Source organism: Ruegeria sp. CDSC085, assembly GCF_059610465.1.
The window spans coordinates 433433-451703 of the sequence record NZ_JBXWNR010000002.1 but is presented as its reverse complement, the minus strand read 5'-3'; the positions used below and the strand labels follow the sequence as shown (position 1 = coordinate 451703).

17 protein-coding genes and 1 tRNA gene are annotated in these 18271 nt (G+C 54.9%); 11 read left to right on the top strand and 7 right to left on the bottom strand.

The window, feature by feature from the left end; translation table 11 throughout:
• Positions 1-53: 53 nt before the first annotated feature.
• Genes AC2FJB_RS05680 through AC2FJB_RS05670 form a run of 3 tightly spaced genes read right to left on the bottom strand, consistent with a single transcriptional unit; the run spans position 54 to position 1632 of the window.
• The gene (locus AC2FJB_RS05680; protein ID WP_496717276.1) at positions 54-296 is read right to left on the bottom strand and encodes a hypothetical protein; all 243 of its coding nucleotides are present in this window, start codon (positions 294-296) and stop codon (positions 54-56) included.
• Complete coding sequence (lipB, locus tag AC2FJB_RS05675; protein WP_299896171.1) at positions 277-933, bottom strand: lipoyl(octanoyl) transferase LipB; 657 nt, start codon at positions 931-933, stop codon at positions 277-279. The genes AC2FJB_RS05680 and lipB overlap by 20 nt, the downstream gene beginning before the upstream one ends.
• A gap of 39 nt (positions 934-972) precedes the next feature.
• The gene (locus AC2FJB_RS05670) at positions 973-1632 is read right to left on the bottom strand and encodes a DsbA family oxidoreductase (RefSeq protein ID WP_496717277.1); all 660 of its coding nucleotides are present in this window, start codon (positions 1630-1632) and stop codon (positions 973-975) included.
• Positions 1633-1773: 141 nt separating this feature from the next.
• Here AC2FJB_RS05670 and AC2FJB_RS05665 point away from each other — a divergent pair.
• Positions 1774-1860 (top strand) — tRNA-Leu (locus tag AC2FJB_RS05665).
• A 359-nt stretch (positions 1861-2219) separates the two neighbouring features.
• Here AC2FJB_RS05665 and AC2FJB_RS05660 read toward each other — a convergent pair.
• Positions 2220-2972, bottom strand: a complete 753-nt coding sequence (locus tag AC2FJB_RS05660) for a TylF/MycF/NovP-related O-methyltransferase (protein WP_299896176.1) — start codon at positions 2970-2972, stop codon at positions 2220-2222.
• Positions 2973-3538: 566 nt separating this feature from the next.
• On the opposite strand from AC2FJB_RS05660, the gene AC2FJB_RS05655 reads away from it, so the two are divergent.
• Entirely contained in the window at positions 3539-4102 is a 564-nt protein-coding gene (locus AC2FJB_RS05655; protein ID WP_496817939.1) for a class I SAM-dependent methyltransferase, read from the top strand.
• A 110-nt stretch (positions 4103-4212) separates the two neighbouring features.
• Here the strand turns inward: AC2FJB_RS05655 and AC2FJB_RS05650 are convergent, their stop codons facing one another.
• Positions 4213-5310, bottom strand: a complete 1098-nt coding sequence (locus AC2FJB_RS05650) for an acyltransferase family protein (RefSeq protein WP_496681725.1) — start codon at positions 5308-5310, stop codon at positions 4213-4215.
• Positions 5311-5627: 317 nt separating this feature from the next.
• Between AC2FJB_RS05650 and AC2FJB_RS05645 the strand changes: the two genes are divergently transcribed.
• The 4 genes from AC2FJB_RS05645 to AC2FJB_RS05630 all read left to right on the top strand — a co-directional run bounded on the left by AC2FJB_RS05645 (position 5628) and on the right by AC2FJB_RS05630 (position 11275).
• Entirely contained in the window at positions 5628-7511 is a 1884-nt protein-coding gene (locus AC2FJB_RS05645; RefSeq protein WP_496717279.1) for a glycosyltransferase family 92 protein, read from the top strand.
• 94 nt (positions 7512-7605) lie between these two features.
• Positions 7606-8277: a class I SAM-dependent methyltransferase gene (locus AC2FJB_RS05640; RefSeq protein WP_496681730.1), complete on the top strand. Its 672-nt coding sequence runs from the start codon at positions 7606-7608 to the stop codon at positions 8275-8277.
• 22 nt (positions 8278-8299) lie between these two features.
• On the top strand, positions 8300-9352 hold the full coding sequence (locus tag AC2FJB_RS05635) for a glycosyltransferase family 2 protein (protein WP_496817936.1): 1053 nt from the start codon (positions 8300-8302) through the stop codon (positions 9350-9352).
• 27 nt (positions 9353-9379) lie between these two features.
• Positions 9380-11275 (top strand): glycosyltransferase family 32 protein, encoded by a 1896-nt coding sequence (locus AC2FJB_RS05630; RefSeq protein ID WP_496717281.1) that lies wholly within the window; start codon positions 9380-9382, stop codon positions 11273-11275.
• A gap of 49 nt (positions 11276-11324) precedes the next feature.
• On the opposite strand, the gene AC2FJB_RS05625 is transcribed toward AC2FJB_RS05630, so the two are convergent.
• Positions 11325-11627, bottom strand: coding sequence for a DUF6476 family protein (locus AC2FJB_RS05625; RefSeq protein WP_496717282.1), 303 nt, complete (start codon positions 11625-11627; stop codon positions 11325-11327).
• On the opposite strand from AC2FJB_RS05625, the gene AC2FJB_RS05620 reads away from it, so the two are divergent.
• The 5 genes from AC2FJB_RS05620 to AC2FJB_RS05600 all read left to right on the top strand — a co-directional run bounded on the left by AC2FJB_RS05620 (position 11626) and on the right by AC2FJB_RS05600 (position 16282).
• A complete protein-coding gene (locus tag AC2FJB_RS05620) occupies positions 11626-12660 on the top strand; it encodes an RluA family pseudouridine synthase (protein WP_496717283.1) in 1035 nt (344 codons plus the stop codon). The two genes, AC2FJB_RS05625 and AC2FJB_RS05620, sit on opposite strands and share 2 nt — an antisense overlap.
• A 145-nt stretch (positions 12661-12805) precedes the next feature.
• Positions 12806-13702, top strand: coding sequence for an RNA polymerase sigma factor RpoH (gene rpoH / locus AC2FJB_RS05615; protein WP_299643484.1), 897 nt, complete (start codon positions 12806-12808; stop codon positions 13700-13702).
• 245 nt (positions 13703-13947) lie between these two features.
• Entirely contained in the window at positions 13948-14922 is a 975-nt protein-coding gene (locus AC2FJB_RS05610; protein ID WP_496717284.1) for a Gfo/Idh/MocA family protein, read from the top strand.
• 58 nt (positions 14923-14980) lie between these two features.
• A complete protein-coding gene (locus tag AC2FJB_RS05605; RefSeq protein ID WP_496717285.1) occupies positions 14981-15250 on the top strand; it encodes a DksA/TraR family C4-type zinc finger protein in 270 nt (89 codons plus the stop codon).
• A gap of 165 nt (positions 15251-15415) precedes the next feature.
• Complete coding sequence (locus AC2FJB_RS05600; RefSeq protein ID WP_496817933.1) at positions 15416-16282, top strand: alpha/beta fold hydrolase; 867 nt, start codon at positions 15416-15418, stop codon at positions 16280-16282.
• A 116-nt stretch (positions 16283-16398) separates the two neighbouring features.
• On the opposite strand, the gene AC2FJB_RS05595 is transcribed toward AC2FJB_RS05600, so the two are convergent.
• A complete protein-coding gene (locus tag AC2FJB_RS05595; RefSeq protein WP_496717288.1) occupies positions 16399-18219 on the bottom strand; it encodes a M3 family oligoendopeptidase in 1821 nt (606 codons plus the stop codon).
• Between the last annotated feature and the right edge of the window lie 52 nt (positions 18220-18271).

Sequence of the window (18271 nt, the reverse complement as noted above, 5' to 3'; positions counted from 1 at the left end):
GAACGGCAGACTCGTAACCAAACACTTCTCGGATTTCGAGGGCGAGCCCTGGATCACCGGTTAACATACCACTCACTCTTGATTGGCAGTTCCATATTACTCGTTAACTGGGCCTTTGTATCTACCTGAGTTAAAAAATGCTTAAAGACTTCCCTAAATCCACCGAATTCAGGGTTAATTGCCTTACGCATGGGAAACAGAGCCACCCGGTCACAAGGATTGTTGTTTGCTACAGTAGAGCGCAGCGATTCGCTGCGCAGCGATTGGCAGTTGAGTTCAGGAATCAGCAGATCCAAAAACGTCTGCGAATGTCTTTTCCAGAGCTGCATCAATATCTGCCATTGTCACCGGCAGCCCCAGATCGACCAATGACGTCACGCCGTATTCGCTTATCCCGCATGGGACGATGCCCGAAAAATGTTCCAGATCCGGTTCGACATTCACTGAGATACCGTGAAAACTGACCCATTTGCGCAGGCGCAAACCAATGGCGGCGATCTTATCTTCCGCCGGTTTGCCGGTCGCCGTCAAAGGCTTGTCGTCACGCCGAACCCAAACCCCCACGCGCCCGCCACGAATCTCACCTTGTACATTGAACTCCGCCAGCGCTGAAATCACCCAGGTTTCAAGCTGCTTCACAAAACGGCGCACATCGCGTCCCCGTTTGTTCAGATCCAGCATGACATAAGCCACACGCTGACCGGGCCCGTGATAGGTGTATTCGCCCCCGCGTTTGCTTTCATAAACCGGAAACCGATCAGGGTCGGTCAGATCCTCGATCTTGGCTGAGGTTCCCGCAGTATAAAGCGGCGGGTGTTCCAACAGCCAGACACATTCCTCGGCGTCGCCACTTGCGATTGCGGCGACCCGCGCCTCCATAAAGGCAACGGCGTCGTCATAGCTGGTCAGACCATCGGTGATTTTCCATTCCATGTCGGCCTCATAACCGTCCAGATCGGTCAGGGAAAGGGGTCAGGCGGCCTCAGACAGGCAACGTTGCAACACCTGTGCATAGGTTTCAGATCCTTGCGCGCCGGTCAGCAGATATTTTCCGCCAAATACCATGGATGGCACACCTGAAATGCCCCGGCTGGTCCAGGACTGCTGCTTTTCACGTACGGGGGCTATGTGTTTTCCGCTTTCAAGCGCTTGTCGCGCTTTATCCGCGTCCAGCCCGATGGACCGAACAGCTTCCAGCAGAACATCAATATCGGAAACATCCCTCTGATGTGTGAAATACGCGTCAAACAGAGCTAGTTTCAATGGATGCTGCCGACCAAACCCTTCCGTCCAATCCAGCAACTGATGCGCCGCGAATGTATTCACCATTCTGCTGTCTTCGTCGAAGTTGAAGGTAAAGCCGAGCTCAGCGCCGATCGAGGTAAGCCTGTCCCGGGCCTGCTGGCTTTGGTCACCGGTCGTGCCGTATTTCTCCATGATATGCTCGCGCAAATTCTGGCCCTCGGGCGGCATGTTCGGGTTCAACTCGAACGGATGCCAGCGAAGCCGGGCAAGAACACCCTGTTGCTGCAGCGCTTCTTCAAGCTGCCGAAACCCGACAACACACCAGGGGCACACAACATCCGAGACGATATCGATCTGAACGATTGGGCGGTTATCGGGCGGGGTCATCTGCGGCTCCTGTCAGATCATTAGCGTGTTGTCCGGTAGCATAGATAAGGTCGCGGTGAAGGTTTTTGAACCGGAGTGTTTTTGCCTCTTCACATCGCGCACACCAACGTCTATACGCCGCTTTACCAAGTCATTGGCAGTGCGGTCGTGGCGGAATTGGTAGACGCGCAGCGTTGAGGTCGCTGTGGGGTAACACCCGTGGAAGTTCGAGTCTTCTCGACCGCACCAACTCTCAGTGAAAAATAAGAAATTGATGAAAGGTGCGAAGATTGCATCCGCTCTTTTGTCCACTGAGCGAGGCCCGAAAGGGCTGTCGAAGACAGCTATGCCAAGTGAAATAGACGCTTTCAGAACTTGAATCAGTTCCACTTTGTGGACGTTCATCGGGATGTTGAGGATGCTGTCCGGTAGCGCCCCCCGGGGGTGTTTGCTTGGTCGGCCATTCTGAAACACGAATAGGCCACAGCCTTGCTGAGCCTGACGTTTCAGGTGTTCAGGTGACGGGCCCCGACGTCAGCAGCGCCCGCAAGTTGTAGGCGCAACCTGACCCGTGACCTGAACTCCAAGTCTGTTCCAGCGGGTTCTCTCTACACCTTCTGGAAATAGACACCCACACCATCGATTTCATTGATCGCGGGTGGCTGATACCCCACTTCGTCAAGATAATCATGCACGGCAGCTTTGGCTGCGGGAACCACATGATAGTCGTCAACGATGATCCATCCACCTTTCGAGACTTTGCCGAAAAGGTGCCGCAAAGGATCTATGGTTGATTCATACATGTCACCGTCAAGACGCAGCACGGCGATCTGCTCGCTGGGTACCAGTGGCATGGTGTCTTTGAAGAAGCCTTCAATGAACACAACCTGATCATCCAGAAGCCCGAACTTTTCAAAATTTGCCCTTACTGTATCAGCTGACACGGCCAGGGCGTCGTACTTGTGAAAGTCAGACCCTTTGTCCTCTGGGTAAAGCTCTTCATTTGGCTCGGGCAGGCCCTGAAACGAGTCGCATAGAACGACACGTCGGTCATTCTGGCCGTACGCAAAGAGAACCGCCTTCGCAAAGATGCTGGCACCGCCACGCCATACTCCGGTTTCGACAAAATCGCCGGGAACCCGGTTGCCAATGACGGATTCTACCATGGCGCGAACATTGGCCAATCGCTTGCTGCCCACCATCGTGAACGCAACAGACGGCCAATCCCAGCCGTATTCACGGTTTTTGGAGTCATAATCCGGTTTGGTGTCTCCAAACAGAATTGGTGGGTCTTCATAGATCGTGCCATCCAGGGCACGGGCAACCGTGGTCAGATATTGTTCCCGAAGTTCCGCGAGCATAAATTATAACCTTGCATAGATGTCTGGCTGGTTCTGACCTCTCTGCTGTAAAGTTTCAATAAGAATCGCGGGAAATCGCCTGGAGGGTTGGCTAAATGGAGTCACATTTCCTGTGAACTGCGTTTTTTTCAACTTAGACGTGCCTTAGCTTCCAGCTCTGACGTGCAGAGTGAAACATATCGTTTTTGACGCTACGAATTACGCGAATGTTTGCGCCAACTTCAGCATCAGGCTTGGCGAATATGATCTGATCCGCCCCATTTTCGAGGTCGTGAAACAACTGCCCTGCGTTTCTTTCTGCCTTGGATGTTCAGGAAGCTTGTAAACTCAAGCCTTTCAGGTGATGAAGCAACAATCCATCAGGTAAGGGCATTATGGTGAACAAATTTAGGGAGGCTATCTCAACTGCCTTGCACTCAATTTCAGGCGGTTCGAAAAAGAAGAAAGTTCAACCGATTGTCTGGTCAGAGCGGAACAGGTGCACCGTTGGTGGCGTCAGTTTTTTCGCCACTGTCGAGCGTGCAGAATACCACGACATCACATCGAACGATAACGAGTTTCTGCTGGTGAAAACCCGCGAAATGATCGAGGCCGAACTCGATTGTACTTCTAAGATTGATGTTCGCAATATCGTCGATATCGGAGTATGGCAGGGCGGGAGCGTCGCGCTCCTCGATCGTGTTTTTCAGCCTGAAAAATTGGTTGCAGTTGAATATTCGACGCGCGAACTGCCTCATCTTGACGCCTATATCGAAAGGTATTCGCGGCAGGATAACGTGCGCCTTTACAAGGGGATAAGTCAGGCGGACATCAGTCGGTTTGGTGAATTGCTGGACGTAGAGTTCGGCGACGAGAAAATTGATCTCGTCATAGATGACGCTTCGCACCAGTATTTGGAAACCTTGTTGTCATTTAACCTCGTTTTTCCGCGCATGTCGGAAGGGGGCGTCTTCGTCATTGAAGACTGGCAATGGTCCACGATGGAAGAACACTACAATTCGGACTATTTCGACGGGAAAGAGGGGCTGGCGAACCTGGTGCTTCAGTGCGTCATGTCCTGCGCCTGTCGCCCGGACATCGTTCGTGAAGTCATCGTCAAAAATCACTCTGTGATGGTTGTTCGGGGCTAGGCTGAACTGCAAAGCGGTGCTTTTGACATTACCGACATTGCCCGCAACAAGGGCGAGGTTATTCCCCTGGTACTATAGAGTCGCGTTGTGTCGGTGGGCGTGCTCTGCTGTCACGATGCCAATTGTTGTAAGGCTGTGTTTCTCGGATCCGGCTTGGTGAGATGGCGGGCGAGACGCATGAATGGAACTTCGACAGCGTAGTAGATAACAGTTGCAACTGGTATTGTTACGGCAAGGGTAATCGCGCAGACGACGGGCACCACAAGATCCGGATTGTCCGTAAGTGTTGCAGCCCATCGGGTCAGGTTTGTGTTATAGATAAGAAACGGATGCATCAGATATAGGCTGTAACTGATCTTTCCAAGAAAGCGGGTAAAAGGGTTATAGAGAAAAAAAACGGGTCGAAGTGCCTGCGATAGCGCTAGGCTTGCAAAGGCAAAGCCCCAGCCCAAAACCAGTGCGAGTGGAACCGGTTTGTTTAGCGTTTGTGCTTGGTCAAGAACCGGACCAAACAGATACATGTAAATCAACCCGGCGACCCCGGCACCGAGCGCTAAATAGCCGACGGGGCGCTCGTATGACTTAGGTGTCCAACGGTAGGCGCACCAAACGATCAGGCCCAACGCAAAGTACGGGGCGTTCGTGAAAAAACTGGTCCAATAGTAAAAATCGGGAACTTCACCCTGACCAGATAAGTTTACATACGCCCATCCCAAGCAGGCGAGCAAAAAGAGAAACATCGCTGACCAAATGCTCCGCCAAATCCAAAGGAAGGGGAACAGAAGATAGAAGATTGCTTCGACGCCGATTGACCAACCCGCCGGAACAAGACTGGTTTGTTCACTGGGGACAAACCCGAACAGAAATGTAATATTCCTGATGATCGTACCTGTTTCGGCCTGGACCCCTATATACAGCCAAGCAAAGAGCATCAGGTAGAAGAGTGGGGCAATTCGAAAAAAACGGCGTAAGGCATAGGCCCAGCTTCGATCAAAGGACACTCCCTTTTGGTAAGCCAGCGACATAGACATCGCGCTTATTATGAAAAACAGCGGCACTCCCATCGCATAATAGTCGGCACCCCAGTTCTTGTAGTAGACGCCGAGTGGATGAATGTGCACTGCGTGTACAAACACGACCGCAGACGCTGCGATACCGCGCAGTGAATCAAGGCCATGCGCCCTTTGATCTTTTAGATTACCTGTCATGATCCACTCGAGGTACCGCATCCTTGCTGCCAAAAACCTTTGGCGACATTGAAGGTCAGCTATAAATGGTTGGCGCCCGAAGGCAATCAAATTGTCGTTTTCAAGCACAAAGCCGCACGCAACGGACGCGACCCGCGAGGCTGTGATCGTCTGCGGAGTTTGGGTCTGGCAATTGGTGAACCGGCGGGCTCGTCCACTTGCAATGCAATTCCGGGGCCCGTAACAAAGCCGCAGGCAGGGATGCGCGCTATACATCTGCAAAGATGCGTTTTTTCCCGCTATCCTGAATTTGCGGGCCACGGGTGCAGGTAGATGCGATGAGACTTGTCATATCCACGATGAAAGACGAAGGGCCGTTCATCCTGGAATGGATTGCATACTATCTTTCGATCGGCTTCACGCATTTTATAGTCAATTCAAATGATTGTTCCGATGGCACCGACGCGATCCTTCGGCGATGCGAGGAGCTTGGATTCCTGGCGCATATCGACAATCCCGGCCCGTGGGAGTTTGGACCTCAGGCTTCAGCTTATGCAAACGCCATGGAACACCCCTGGAGCAAAGAGGCCGAATGGATATTGGTCTGCGACGTAGATGAATTCCTTGATATTCGCATCGGCGACGGGACGCTGGACGATTTATTTCGTGCATTGCCGCACGCAGATGGGTTTGCTGCAATTTGGCAGTTGTTCGGGCACAACGGAATCGTCGAGTTCGAAGACCGGTTCGTTGTCGAGCAATTCACCCGTGCAGGCGAGCTTGGTGCCGTCAGTCCCCATAACTTGCGGGCGTTCAAATCGCTGTTCCGCAATAACGGATCGTATCGGACGATAAGTACGCATCGTCCGCGGGGTCCGGTACCAAACAAGGCGGATCGATTCGCGTGGGTAGATGGGGATGGTGACCCGTTGCCGCCAGCAATGCGAAGACGCGGGTGGGCGTATTCATCAACGGGCGCAGGGTTTGGGCGCAGGCTTTTTCGGATGAACCACTATGCGGTGAGGTCTGTGGAAAGCTATCTGATGAAACGGCTGCGAGGGGATGTGAACACCTCGAGCTTTCACCCGAAGATGGAGGCAACCGGTCAAGCTTACTGGAAACTGCATTGTTATAACGACGTCGAAGAAACCTCGGTCCTGTCCAAAGTCACACGCCTTCGCGAGGTTTTTGAAAAACTGCGATCAGATCCTGTTTTGGGGCAACTGCATCGTCAGGCGGTTGCATTTCACAAAGAACGTATTGCAAGCCTCCGAAAAACCGAGGTAGCGCGGGATTTTATCGCAAAGTTCAGCAGCTTTCGCAGCGGGCGCTATGTCAAGGCACTGGAGCTCGGGGTGATGGAAGATGGTGATTTGTCCTTCAACGCCGAAATGTACAAGGACCCCGAAATCACATTTGCCCAGGTCGCGAAGTGGACCCGCCTTGGCAAAATGTCCAAACCCGAGAACTCCAAGCCAAACAATTTCCCCTGGTTTGTTCGGCTCGATGCCCTCGAAACGTCGTTCGATTACGAAGAGGCCGCCGCGCAACACGCGCAAATTACGGATGCCAAACAGGTTTCGGTGCCGTTTGATCCAAAGGATCCTGTTTTCCTGCCTGCTGTCCCTCCTGAAGTTGAAAGAACAAGAGACCAGCGGCAGAGTTTTCTTGGATCAATCAGTGGCAAGAAGAAATGGGTGCTGATCGGACATGTTGAGGCTGAAATCATAGAAGAAATTCTTGGCCTGGACGCTGTCGAAAAATTGACGGTCATAGGGCCGTGGGGGCTGTCTTGGGACGGCTTCACCTGTGCGGATGTAACTCAGGATCCCGAGCTACAGGCATTGGATCGCACGTTTTATGCACTGCTGGAATATTTCCGCGACCCCATTCTTGCCGGACGATTGCATGTCTACCGGGCGCTGCCCCCCTTGATGCTGAAGCTGTTTGAAGACGAAAGCGTCGGCGTCGTCATCATTCGCGGAGTTCGGGCAGAGCAGGTGATGAACCAGCTTTTGCGCCGCATCGACCGGGTTCTCGCACCCGGGGGCAGTATCGCGTTCACATCCTATCGCCGTCATGGAGGTGGGTCGTATACCGGTATGAATGCAGCGATAAACAGTTTTCTGGGGCGCAATGCCGCACGGTACCGGATAACCAGCTTGCAGCCACCGTGGCTTGGTATCGACAAGTTGCCACCACTTGACAAAAAGGATGCATAGCTTCTGGTTCTTGAGCCGACGGCGTGGTAGCCATGTTTCAATAAACAAAACGGGTTTTGCGTGAACAGGACACCCGTCTGCAAGTGAGGTCGAGATGTCAAACGAACCCAAGGTTATCGGTGTTGCGCCCGGCAGCCAGAAGAAACCGAAGGCTGACAAGGCGACCAAGCGCAAGAACAGCAAGGAAGCAATCCGTCGCACATTCCTTTCGCGTCTGCCAAAGGGCGGGGTGGCCGTTGAGATCGGTGTCTGGCAGGGCGAATTCTCTCCGACCATTCTGAAGTTGATTGAGCCCAGTCAGCTGTTTCTGATCGATCCGTGGAAACACATTGGTGAGGATTCGCATACAACTGCGTTTGTGGGCCGGACCGAAGACGAAAAGATGGAGGCCATCTTCCAGAAGGTCGTAAAGTCTTTCGAGGCCGAGATCGAAGAGGGCAAGGTCGCTATTATCCGGGATTTCTCGGTGCCCGCGCTTGAGCTTTTCGATGATGACAGCATCTCGTTTGCCTATGTTGATGGGGATCATTCATATGAAGGCGTGACCGCCGATCTGGCCGCTTTGTTTCCCAAGATCAAACCCGGTGGGATCATGGCATTCGACGACTACCACCGCCGCGGCTGGTGGGGCGATGGCGTGATCCGTGCGGTCAACGAATTTCTGGGCCAGCACCCCCGAGAGTTGCGCATTCGCGCGATTGCCGGCGCGCAGATCGCAATCGAAAAGATTGTCCCGCAAGATGACAGCAAAGGTCAGAACGACTAGGCAGCGGGGATAAGTGGCAGCGATGGAAAAGCCTGAAAAAGTCCTCATCACTGCGATGAAGAACGAGGGTCCCTATATTTTGGAATGGGTGGCCCATCACAAGGTGTTGGGGTTTGACCGGATCATTGTCTACACCAATGATTGTACAGACGGCACCAACCAGATTCTGAGACGCTTGCAGGACTTGGGCCATGTGGAGTTTCACACAAACCGTGTCGGAACCGGCGGGATTCATCGATCTGCGCTGAGGCAGGCGCGACGCTTGCCGGTGGTGAAAGACGCAAAATGGATATATGTCGGCGACGCGGATGAATTCCTGAATATTCACGTTGGAAATAACAGGGTTGATGATCTGATCGAGGCAACGCCTGGCGTTGACGTCATTTCCATCCCCTGGAAGATATTCTCGAACAGTGGTCGGCATGTTATGCGCGATACGCTCGTAACGCGGCAGTTCTACGATTGTGAACTGGATTTTGAACAAGGCGGGGCAGGGCGCCGGTTTGTCAAATCCCTGTTCAGACAGGGGGATTTTTATCTTCGCTACGGGTTGCACAACCCGCACCCCCGCCCCGAACTGCAGGCCGGCGTGTTCCGGTCAGTGCCCGGAGGGCACGCCACGGAATCTGCCCCATTCGGTAACCACGTGGCGCCCCCATTTGGTTTTGAAGTCGCACAGATCAACCACTATGCCGTGAGGTCTACACAGGCCTATCTGGCCAAGCGCAGCCGAGGTCGGGCAAATCATTCGTCGCAGACTCTGGGAACCGAATATTGGGACCGCTGGAACCGTGGTGGTGCCAAAGATGAAACAATCTTGCGGTACAAGGATGAAGTGGATGCGGTGCTGGAAGAGTTTCGCGCTGACGACAGGCTTCGACGGTTACACAGAAGAGCGTTCCGCTGGCACAAAGCCCTGATCAACGATCTGCTGAAACTGCCAGAGTATGATGAGTTGTATCAGAAGCTTCTTGAAAAACCTGCTGTGGATTTTGTCGCAAAAGACCGCGGCGTGCGGGAACGTCTGTCTGCCGGCGCACCGTCTTCGTCTGACGAAAACCGGACAGAGTCCTGACAACACAGCCCTCGGAGAAATAGACTAATGGTTGCGGATCGCTCTCTTCCGACAATTGGGATGCTGTGGATGGAAGGCAGCCTGAGCTTTCTGGAGCAGATGTGCATGCTGTCCTTCGTGGAATGCGGTCACAGGGTCGTTTTGTTCCACTATGGACAAGTCGACAATGTTCCGGATGGTATCGAACTGGTGTCGGCAAACGAAATCCACGAACCCAAGCAGTTCATCGTAAACAACCAGTTCAAGACGCCCGTGCCCCAATCCGATATCTTCAGATTGCACCTGATGAAGAAAACGGACTTTCTGTGGTGCGACACGGATGTGTTGGCGCTTGCCCCGATACCAAGGGCAGATCATGTCTTTGGGTATTTCAACCGCGATACCATCTGCAATGCCGTCATGCGGCTGCCATCCGACAGCCCCACGTTGAATGCGTATTCCGAATACTGTCAGGATCCTTATCCGATCCGCCCGTGGGTTGAAGGTGAAGAACGGGAGGAACTGGAACGTCAGAAACGCGCGGGTGAATTGCCGCATGCGTCAGATCAGGAACACAGCGTCTACGGCCCCGGTGTCATGACGTGGTTTCTTCGCCACCACGACGAACTGAAACATGCCAGCCCCATACCGGTCTTTTTTCCTTTGCCTTTCAGACGGGCAGGACAAGCCAATGATATTCACGTCCGAGAGTTCAGGGACGCGTATATCAAAGAAGAAACGCTTGCCGTACATCTGTGGGGGCGTCGGATGCGATGGTGGATTGCAAACGGTATTAAGCGGCATTCGTTTCTGGACCGACGTCTGAGGAATCTGGGCGTGCGACCCGGCGATGCGCCTTTGCCACGCCACGGCAGAGGGGGCCTGAAACCGGTGGAGTTTCCGGCAAATCTGCCCGCATTGCGCGCAACGACAGAAGAAATCCACGTCGCCACCGGCGGCGCTATGTCAGTTGCCCTTCTGTCTGACCGGGAAGACTATCTTAAGGCGGCTCAGGCTGAATTCGACGCGATCACAACTGACGATCTGCACGGTGTGAACAATCCCCCACGCGTCGGTTTTTCGCGCGGTTGGGAACACTACGGCAGTGACCCTGCACGGCTGAATGCGCTTGGCATGTCACTTTACAACTATGCGGATAGCCATAGGTCTTTACCCGACCTGGGCGCCCCAAAGACATTTGCCGAAAAGCTGGTGGTCATGAAGCTGTTTGGCGAAGTCCCCGATACGTTGATCTCTGACCGGTCCAAATTCGTGGGAAATGCCTCGGAACTGCTTGCCTGCCCACAGCGCATGTGGGAGGCGCATATTCCGGAATTGCCGGAAACACCCGACATAGGGCCCGGCCAGTATTGGTTGAAGGGAACATTGAGCCAGGGTCACACGCTGGCCCTGTCGTTTCCGCTGAATGGCCCGCAGCGCGACGATGCCAACCGGCAACTGGCCGCGTGGCATAAGACCAAAACGCCCGAGGGCTTCTGGACAGGCGAATGGTGGCGAGTCACAAGGCAGCCCCTCTATTACATCGAAGAGGATCTGACGAACGGAGACCGACAGTGCGGCACCTGGAAATTCTGGGTGATCGCCGGGAAAGTACAACTGGTGCAGGTTGAACGTGACCGGGGGAGAGGGCGCGTTCAGATGCTCCATGATCGCGACTACAGGTATGTCGAAGATGAGTTGTCTTCACCAACCAGCAGCGCCGTTGAACTCCGGCCTGAGCGCTTTGATGACATGATCCAGATCGCTGAAGCCCTGGGGCAGGACCTCGAATGCGCGTGCGTAGAGCTTTTCCCGGTCGGTGACAGGATTTGCTTGAGCGACATCATGCTGTCCCCGGTTTCAGGCAAGCACAAGATACGGTCGGATGCGCTGGATCAGCGTCTGGGTGCTGCGTGGACCGGAACTCGGCTGTTTCCCGGTTGAAGCAAGGTGATCCTCTGATCTTTCATGCCGCCGGAACAGGCAGCAGGGCCTATTCGATCGCGATCTCCTGGCGCAGTTTTCCCGTTGTTTTGTCAAAGATCAGAATGCGATTGTCATCGGTAACGACGGCATACCAGTTTGACCCGATGGTCAAGGCCTGCGCCCGGGCACCATCGGGCAGCTCGATCTGATCCGGTAAGCTGGGGGTGCGGTCCGATAGGCGGATGACAATCAGGGCGAATGTCACTAGAACCCCGCCAATCATCACCGCGGTCAACAGCATGACCATCCGCCGCAGCAATCGCAGTTGCGGAGTTTCCTGCGGTTCTTGGGGTTCGGAAGGGACAGTCATGGGCACCCGCCAGATTGAGTTTTACATCGCGGCCAATCCGCCGCCTCGCCTTGATAAGGCGCTTTCCCGGGATGTGCCAGATGGGGAAAACCTGTCGCGCACCCGGCTGGCCCGTCTGATCGAAGAAGGTGCGGTTCAGATCGACGGTGCCGAGACATGCGATTCCAAGGCCAAGGTGGTCGAAGGGGCGCGGGTCACGATTGTCGTGGCCGAGGCCGAAGACAGCCATATCGGCCCCGAAGACATCCCACTTGAGGTCGTTTTCGAGGACGCAGACCTGATCGTCGTCAACAAACCCGCAGGTATGGTCGTACATCCTGCGCCGGGATCACCCGGCGGTACTCTGGTGAATGCTTTGCTCCACCATTGCGGAGACGATCTGTCGGGCGTCGGCGGGGTGAAACGCCCCGGTATCGTGCATCGAATCGACAAGGAAACAAGTGGCCTTCTGGTGGTCGCTAAGTCCGATGCGGCGCATCACGGTCTGGCTGCGCAGTTCGCGGCGCATAGTGTCGAACGGTATTATCGCGCGGTGTGTTACGGGGTGCCGGATGCCAACGATCCTCGTTTGCGCGGTGTCAAAGGGATCAGCTTTGAACCCGGCAACATCATGCGCGTGACAACGCAACTTGCGCGGCACAAGACTGACCGTCAGAGACAGGCGGTTCTGTTCCACGGTGGGCGCCATGCCGTGACGCGTGCGCGTGTTGTCGAAACCTTTGGAGCTCCTGCGGGTCTTGCCCTGATCGAATGCTGGCTTGAAACGGGCCGAACCCATCAGATCCGCGTTCATTTGGCCCACGCAGGGCACGGGCTGGTGGGCGACCCGGTTTATGGTGGCAAGCGAAAGCTTTCTGCCAAGGCGTTTTCCGCAGCCGCCGCCGGGTCTGTAAGCGCTTTTCCGCGTCAGGCGCTTCATGCAGCCGTTTTGGGATTTGAACACCCGGTCACTTGTGAAACCCTGCGGTTTGAGGCTGATTTGCCGCAAGATATGCAGAACCTTATTGAACGTCTGCGCACACCGCTGTCATAATAAGCAAAGTCCTGTGAATAAGGGCTTTTTATCTTTCCTTAACGTAAGATTAATTCCAGACTGTTAGCAGCACCTCTTGAATGGGAAGGGTTCCTTACCCATATCCTATGTTAAAGACTTAAACATTTGTCGGAGGGACATCATAATGGCAAACTACGCAAATCTCCCCGCACCGACGCCCGAGGGCGGCCTGAATCGCTATATGCAGGAAATCCGCAAGTTTCCCCTGCTGGAGCCGGAAGAAGAATACATGCTGGCCAAGCGCTGGGTCGAAGAGCAGGACACTGAAGCCGCACATAAGATGGTGACATCTCACTTGCGTTTGGCAGCCAAGATTGCCATGGGCTATCGCGGCTATGGGCTGCCGCAGGCCGAAGTGATTTCCGAGGCCAATGTGGGCCTGATGCAGGCGGTCAAAAAATTCGACCCCGAGAAAGGCTTCCGTCTGGCGACTTATGCCATGTGGTGGATTCGCGCCTCGATTCAGGAGTATGTCCTAAGGTCTTGGTCGATGGTCAAGTTGGGCACGACTTCGGCTCAGAAAAAGCTGTTTTTCAACCTGCGTAAGGCCAAGGCCCGCATCGGAGCGCTGGAAGAGGGTGATCTGCGCCCCGAAAACGTCAAGAAAATCGCGGAGGATCTGGGCGTCACTGAAGACGAAGTCATCAGCATGAACCGCCGAATGTCCGGTGGCGATGCGTCCCTGAACGCCACGGTCGGGTCCGAAGGCGAAGGCACCATGCAATGGCAGGACTGGCTTGAGGACGAAGATGCCGATCAGGCCGGTGATTACGAAGCACGCGATGAGTTGGAAGCGCGTCGGGAACTGCTGGCAGCGGCTTTGGATGTGCTGAATGATCGGGAAAAGGATATCCTGACCCAGCGCCGTTTGATGGATCAGCCTGTCACGCTCGAGGAATTGAGCACACAGTATAACGTGAGTCGCGAGCGAATTCGCCAGATCGAAGTACGCGCGTTCGAGAAGCTGCAAAAGAAAATGCGGGATCTGGCGCGGGAAAAAGGCATGCTGGGCGTCAGCTGACAAATAGGCCCTTGGGCCGACCCTGTCGCGTTTACGCGAAGATAGAAAACGCTCTCTGAAGATCAGGGGGCGTTTTTTTTGCAATTATTGGCAGCCACTGACGCTGAGGCGCGAAAAAGTGGCTGAAGGCCGGAAGCTGTGCTACGAGAAAGAACAGTTTTTCTTCTTTGATATTGTGGCAGGTCGAGCCTTCGGGGACCCTTTGGAAGCGCACAATCTGAAACGAGACGAGTACGGAGGGCGCAATGCAAAAACCGGTTCAATTTGGTGTATTGGGTGCTGCGAAATTTGCCCGTGAATACATGGCCCCAGCGATACACGCCGCCAACGGGGCGCGTTTAGCCGCGCTGGCAACGTCCGATGCCGCAAAGGCCGAACCGTTTCAGTCTTTTTGCCCAGATTTACACGTGTATGACAGCTATGATGCGCTGTTGGCAGACACCGGAATTGACGCAGTCTACATCCCGTTGCCCAACCATATGCATGCGGAATGGAGCCTGAAAGCCTTGGAAGCTGGCAAGCACGTTCTGTGCGAAAAGCCAATGACCATGAAGGCGGATGAATTCGACCCGTTGATCCAAAAGCGGGATGAAAGCGGCCTGCTGGCCGCCGAGGCATACATGATCGTCCATCACCCTCAATGGCAGCTTGCAAGGAAACTGATCGCTGATGGTGCCATCGGCAATTTGGTACATGTGACCGGTGCATTCAGTTTCGACAATCGCTCTGACACTCGGAACATTCGAAACCGTGCGGAAACGGGCGGCGGAGGTTTGCGTGACATCGGGGTCTACGTGATCGGTGGAGCACGCTTTGCAACCGGGCAAGAGCCTGTGTCAGTGCAGTCAGCGATCCGGTGGCAGGATGGTATCGACATCTTCACTGAAATTCGCGCCCAGTTCCCCGGTTTTACCTATTCCAGCTATGTGTCCATACGGATGCATCCCCATCAGGAGATGGTGTTTCACGGCGAAAGCGGTTTGATCCGTCTGACGACCCCGTTCAATGCACGTGTGTTCGGAGAGGCTCGGGTCGAGTTGCACCGGCCGGGGCTTGAAGTTCAGGTTACCCGCTTCCCCGGAGCAGACCATTACAAGTTGCAGGTCGAGGCCTTCTGCCGATCAACCCGGGACGGGGCGGAATACCCCTGTTCTTTGGAATTTTCCCGCGGGACGCAAGTGGTGATTGATTGTGTATTCGAAGGCGCGGTTTCGCTGTAACTTGCGTTGCGGCCAACGGCTCAGCTATCCTGCATGTCACAATTTCAGGAGATGACCGATGGCCGGAGGTTGGGCACGCGACGGCGCTGTGAGCGAACAGATCGAAGCGTCGATCTCAGATGAACTGGCGCGGATGCAGGCGCAAAAACGGCCCCAGGGCGAAAGCCTGACCCATTGTGCCGAATGCGAAGAACCCATACCGGAAAAGCGTCGCGCCGCGTTGCCGGGAGTAAAGCTGTGTCTGGATTGCCAGCAGGAACGGGACGGCGCGTTCAAGGCGCGCGGCGGCGTCAATCGGCGTGGATCGAAAGACAGTCAGTTGAAGTGATCTTGGGTATGGCCGCTATGAGCCCAAATCGACATCTGCGTTTCATTGTGCGGTTTAATAGTTATGGTTCAAAATTAATGACTATGGCTCGTATCTATAAATCAAATCTATGCCAGCAGCCTGATGAGCACACGACTCGTAGCTATTTCGCTGTAGGAGAGCAACTTGACTCAACACATGACGCTCAGAGATGGTAGAACGCTCGCCTTCAGCACTTACGGCGATCCAAATGGAACACCGGTGATTTTTAGCCATGGGTTTTCCGACTCTCACGTCATTCGTCACCCCGACGACTGTCTGACCGCTTCGCTTGGCGTACGGTGGATTGCAGCCGACGAACCCGGTGTCGGCGGGTCGAGCCCGAAGAAAGATCGGAGAATGGTCGATTGGGGCGCTGATATGGAGGCTCTGGCTGACCATCTTGACCTCGATACCTTCAATGTCGCGGGCCATTCCGGAGGCGGCCCTCACGCATTGGCAGTGGCATTCCACATGCCCGAACGTGTGCGCAAGGTCGCGCTCGCTTCTCCTGTGGCTCCGTTTGATGAGCCCGGCGTTACCAAAATGCTGGTATTGAAGGACCTGAAGACCATCGCGAAACTGCGCCACCTGACCTTCCTGATCCGCTGGGCAGAGCGTGCTGGTGCCAAAAGTGCATTGAAAGACATCCCTTCATATGTGGAGTCCGTCGTTGACCAGATGCCCAACGAGGCCAAAACAATACTCCGTACTCCCGAGCAACAAGCCCTGTTCGAAGAAAACTTTCGCCTTGGGTACCGACAACACGAGGAGGGTGTTTTCGAAATGACGATGGCCCTTTGGGATTGGGGCTTCTCGCCAAGTGATATCGCGCAACCCGTGGAACTCTTTTATGGTACTGCGGACGACATTATTTCACCGGAAATGCCACGACACCTATGCTCTGAGCTTCCTAATTGCACAGCGCATGAGTGGCCGGGTGCAGCACACTATGGGTTTGTGGACCGCGCGCGGTGGACCAAATTTGTCGGCGCGGTCGCTAGTCTGTCTTAGAAAGCCAAAGGCAGATTTGTCCGCGCAGTGGGCATTCAAGAGCCCCTTGGGCGCGACAGTGCCGAGGAAGGAGGATTTCCACAAGGCAGATGTCGCCACCCTCTGTTACGGGCGTCTCACCCCTCCATCGCCTCCAACTCGTCAATGAAGCCTGAGATCATCGACAGGCCCTTGTCCCAGAATTTCGGGTCGCTGGCATCCAGCCCGAACGGGGCCAACAGTTCCTTGTGGTGCTTTGATCCACCTGCGCGCAGCATTTCGAAATACTTGTCCTCGAACCCGTCCGCGCCGCTTTCGTAGACCGAGTACAGCGCGTTCACCAACCCATCGCCGAAGGCATAGGCATAGACGTAGAAGGGCGAGTGAACAAAGTGCGGGATATAGGCCCAGAAGGTCTCGTACCCGTCCATGAATTCAAACGCGGGGCCAAGGCTTTCGGCCTGAACGCTCATCCACAAGGCGTTGATGTCGTCCGGGGTCAGTTCCCCCTCGCGCCGGGCGGCGTGCAGCTTGCATTCAAAGTCGTAGAAGGCGATCTGGCGGACCACCGTGTTGATCATGTCCTCGACCTTGCCGGCCAGCAGCACCTTGCGCTGTTCGGGCGTTTCGGCCTGGTCCAGCATCTTGCGGAAGGTCAGCATCTCACCGAAGACGCTGGCGGTTTCGGCCAGGGTCAGCGGCGTTGAAGACAGCATCTCGCCCTGATCGGCGGCCAGCACCTGATGCACGCCGTGGCCCAGCTCGTGGGCCAGGGTCATCACGTCGCGCGGTTTGCCCAGGTAGTTCAGCATCACATAGGGGTGCACATCGGTCACGGTGGGATGCGCGAAGGCGCCCGGGGCTTTGCCGGGTTTCACCGCAGCGTCGATCCAGCCTTTCGAGAAGAATGGGGCCGCGATGTCGCCCATGCGGGGATCAAAGGCGTTATAGGCATCCATTACCGTCTTTTCGGCTTCGTCCCAATTTACAATGCGCGTATCTTCCATTGGCAGCGGTGCATTGCGGTCCCAGACCTGCATGACGTCCAGACCCAGCCATTTGCGCTTCAGCTCATAATAACGATGGCTCAGTTTGGGGTAGGCGGCCACAACCGCCTCGCGCAGGGCCTCGACCACTTCGGGTTCGACATCATTCGACAAGTGACGCCCTGTTTGCGCGGTTGGCATACTGCGCCAGCGATCGACAATTTCTTTTTCTTTGGCCTGCGTGTTGTGAACACGTGCAAATGTTTTGATGTTCTCCTGAAAGACCGAGGCTAATTCGCGCGCCGCAGCCTCACGTTTGGAACGGTCCTGTTCGGTCAGCAGGTTCAGGGTGCCTTCGATGTTCAGTTCATTACCGTCCACATTGAACGTCAGACCGGCAATGGTTTCATCAAACAGGCGTTCCCACGCGTCGCCGACAACGCCCAGATCGTGCAGGAATTTCTCAAGCTCATCAGACAGCTGATAGGGCTTCATCGCGCGGATGCGGCGGAACACGGGCTCGTATCGGGCAAGATCCGGGTTGGCAGCAAAATGTTCCTTGAGCACATCATCTTCAATCCGGTTGATCTCGAGCGTGAAAAACACCAGAGGCGTTGTGAAAATCGTGACTTTTTCCTGCATGTCCGACAGGAACTTGGCCCGCTCTGCGTCGGTGGTCAGTTGATAATAGCGCAAACCGGCAAAGGACATGATCCGGCCTGCGATGGCGTTGATCTTTTCATTGCGCTGAACGCAGGTCAAAAGGGCCGCTGCGTCCAGTTCTGCCAGCTTGCCTTCATAGTCAGCAGCGAAAGCCGCACATTCGCCTTCCAGCCAGTCCAGGTCGCGCGCCAGTTCGGGCGCCTCTTCGGATGCGTAGAGATCCGTCAGATCCCATTCGGGCAGATTGCCCAGATTGTCGGCACCGCCCATTGCGTTTGCGTCACGGACGGGAAAGGGAAGGTCGCGCATGGATCACCTTTTGTAGACTGCTTTTGCAAACATCTAGGGTTGGCGCGCCCGG

Excerpts from the sequence above, each read along its gene's own strand:
- AC2FJB_RS05595 (WP_496717288.1), bottom strand. The coding sequence starts at position 18,219 with ATGCGCGACCTTCCCTTTCCCGTCCGTGACGCAAACGCAATGGGCGGT.
- AC2FJB_RS05630 (WP_496717281.1), top strand. The coding sequence starts at position 9,380 with ATGGTTGCGGATCGCTCTCTTCCGACAATTGGGATGCTGTGGATGGAA.
- lipB (WP_299896171.1), bottom strand. The coding sequence starts at position 933 with ATGGAATGGAAAATCACCGATGGTCTGACCAGCTATGACGACGCCGTT.
- rpoH (WP_299643484.1), top strand. The coding sequence starts at position 12,806 with ATGGCAAACTACGCAAATCTCCCCGCACCGACGCCCGAGGGCGGCCTG.
- AC2FJB_RS05625 (WP_496717282.1), bottom strand. The coding sequence starts at position 11,627 with ATGACTGTCCCTTCCGAACCCCAAGAACCGCAGGAAACTCCGCAACTG.
- AC2FJB_RS05610 (WP_496717284.1), top strand. The coding sequence starts at position 13,948 with ATGCAAAAACCGGTTCAATTTGGTGTATTGGGTGCTGCGAAATTTGCC.
- AC2FJB_RS05620 (WP_496717283.1), top strand. The coding sequence starts at position 11,626 with ATGGGCACCCGCCAGATTGAGTTTTACATCGCGGCCAATCCGCCGCCT.
- AC2FJB_RS05660 (WP_299896176.1), bottom strand. The coding sequence starts at position 2,972 with ATGCTCGCGGAACTTCGGGAACAATATCTGACCACGGTTGCCCGTGCC.
- AC2FJB_RS05650 (WP_496681725.1), bottom strand. The coding sequence starts at position 5,310 with ATGACAGGTAATCTAAAAGATCAAAGGGCGCATGGCCTTGATTCACTG.
- AC2FJB_RS05670 (WP_496717277.1), bottom strand. The coding sequence starts at position 1,632 with ATGACCCCGCCCGATAACCGCCCAATCGTTCAGATCGATATCGTCTCG.
- AC2FJB_RS05645 (WP_496717279.1), top strand. The coding sequence starts at position 5,628 with ATGAGACTTGTCATATCCACGATGAAAGACGAAGGGCCGTTCATCCTG.
- AC2FJB_RS05640 (WP_496681730.1), top strand. The coding sequence starts at position 7,606 with ATGTCAAACGAACCCAAGGTTATCGGTGTTGCGCCCGGCAGCCAGAAG.
- AC2FJB_RS05635 (WP_496817936.1), top strand. The coding sequence starts at position 8,300 with ATGGAAAAGCCTGAAAAAGTCCTCATCACTGCGATGAAGAACGAGGGT.
- AC2FJB_RS05605 (WP_496717285.1), top strand. The coding sequence starts at position 14,981 with ATGGCCGGAGGTTGGGCACGCGACGGCGCTGTGAGCGAACAGATCGAA.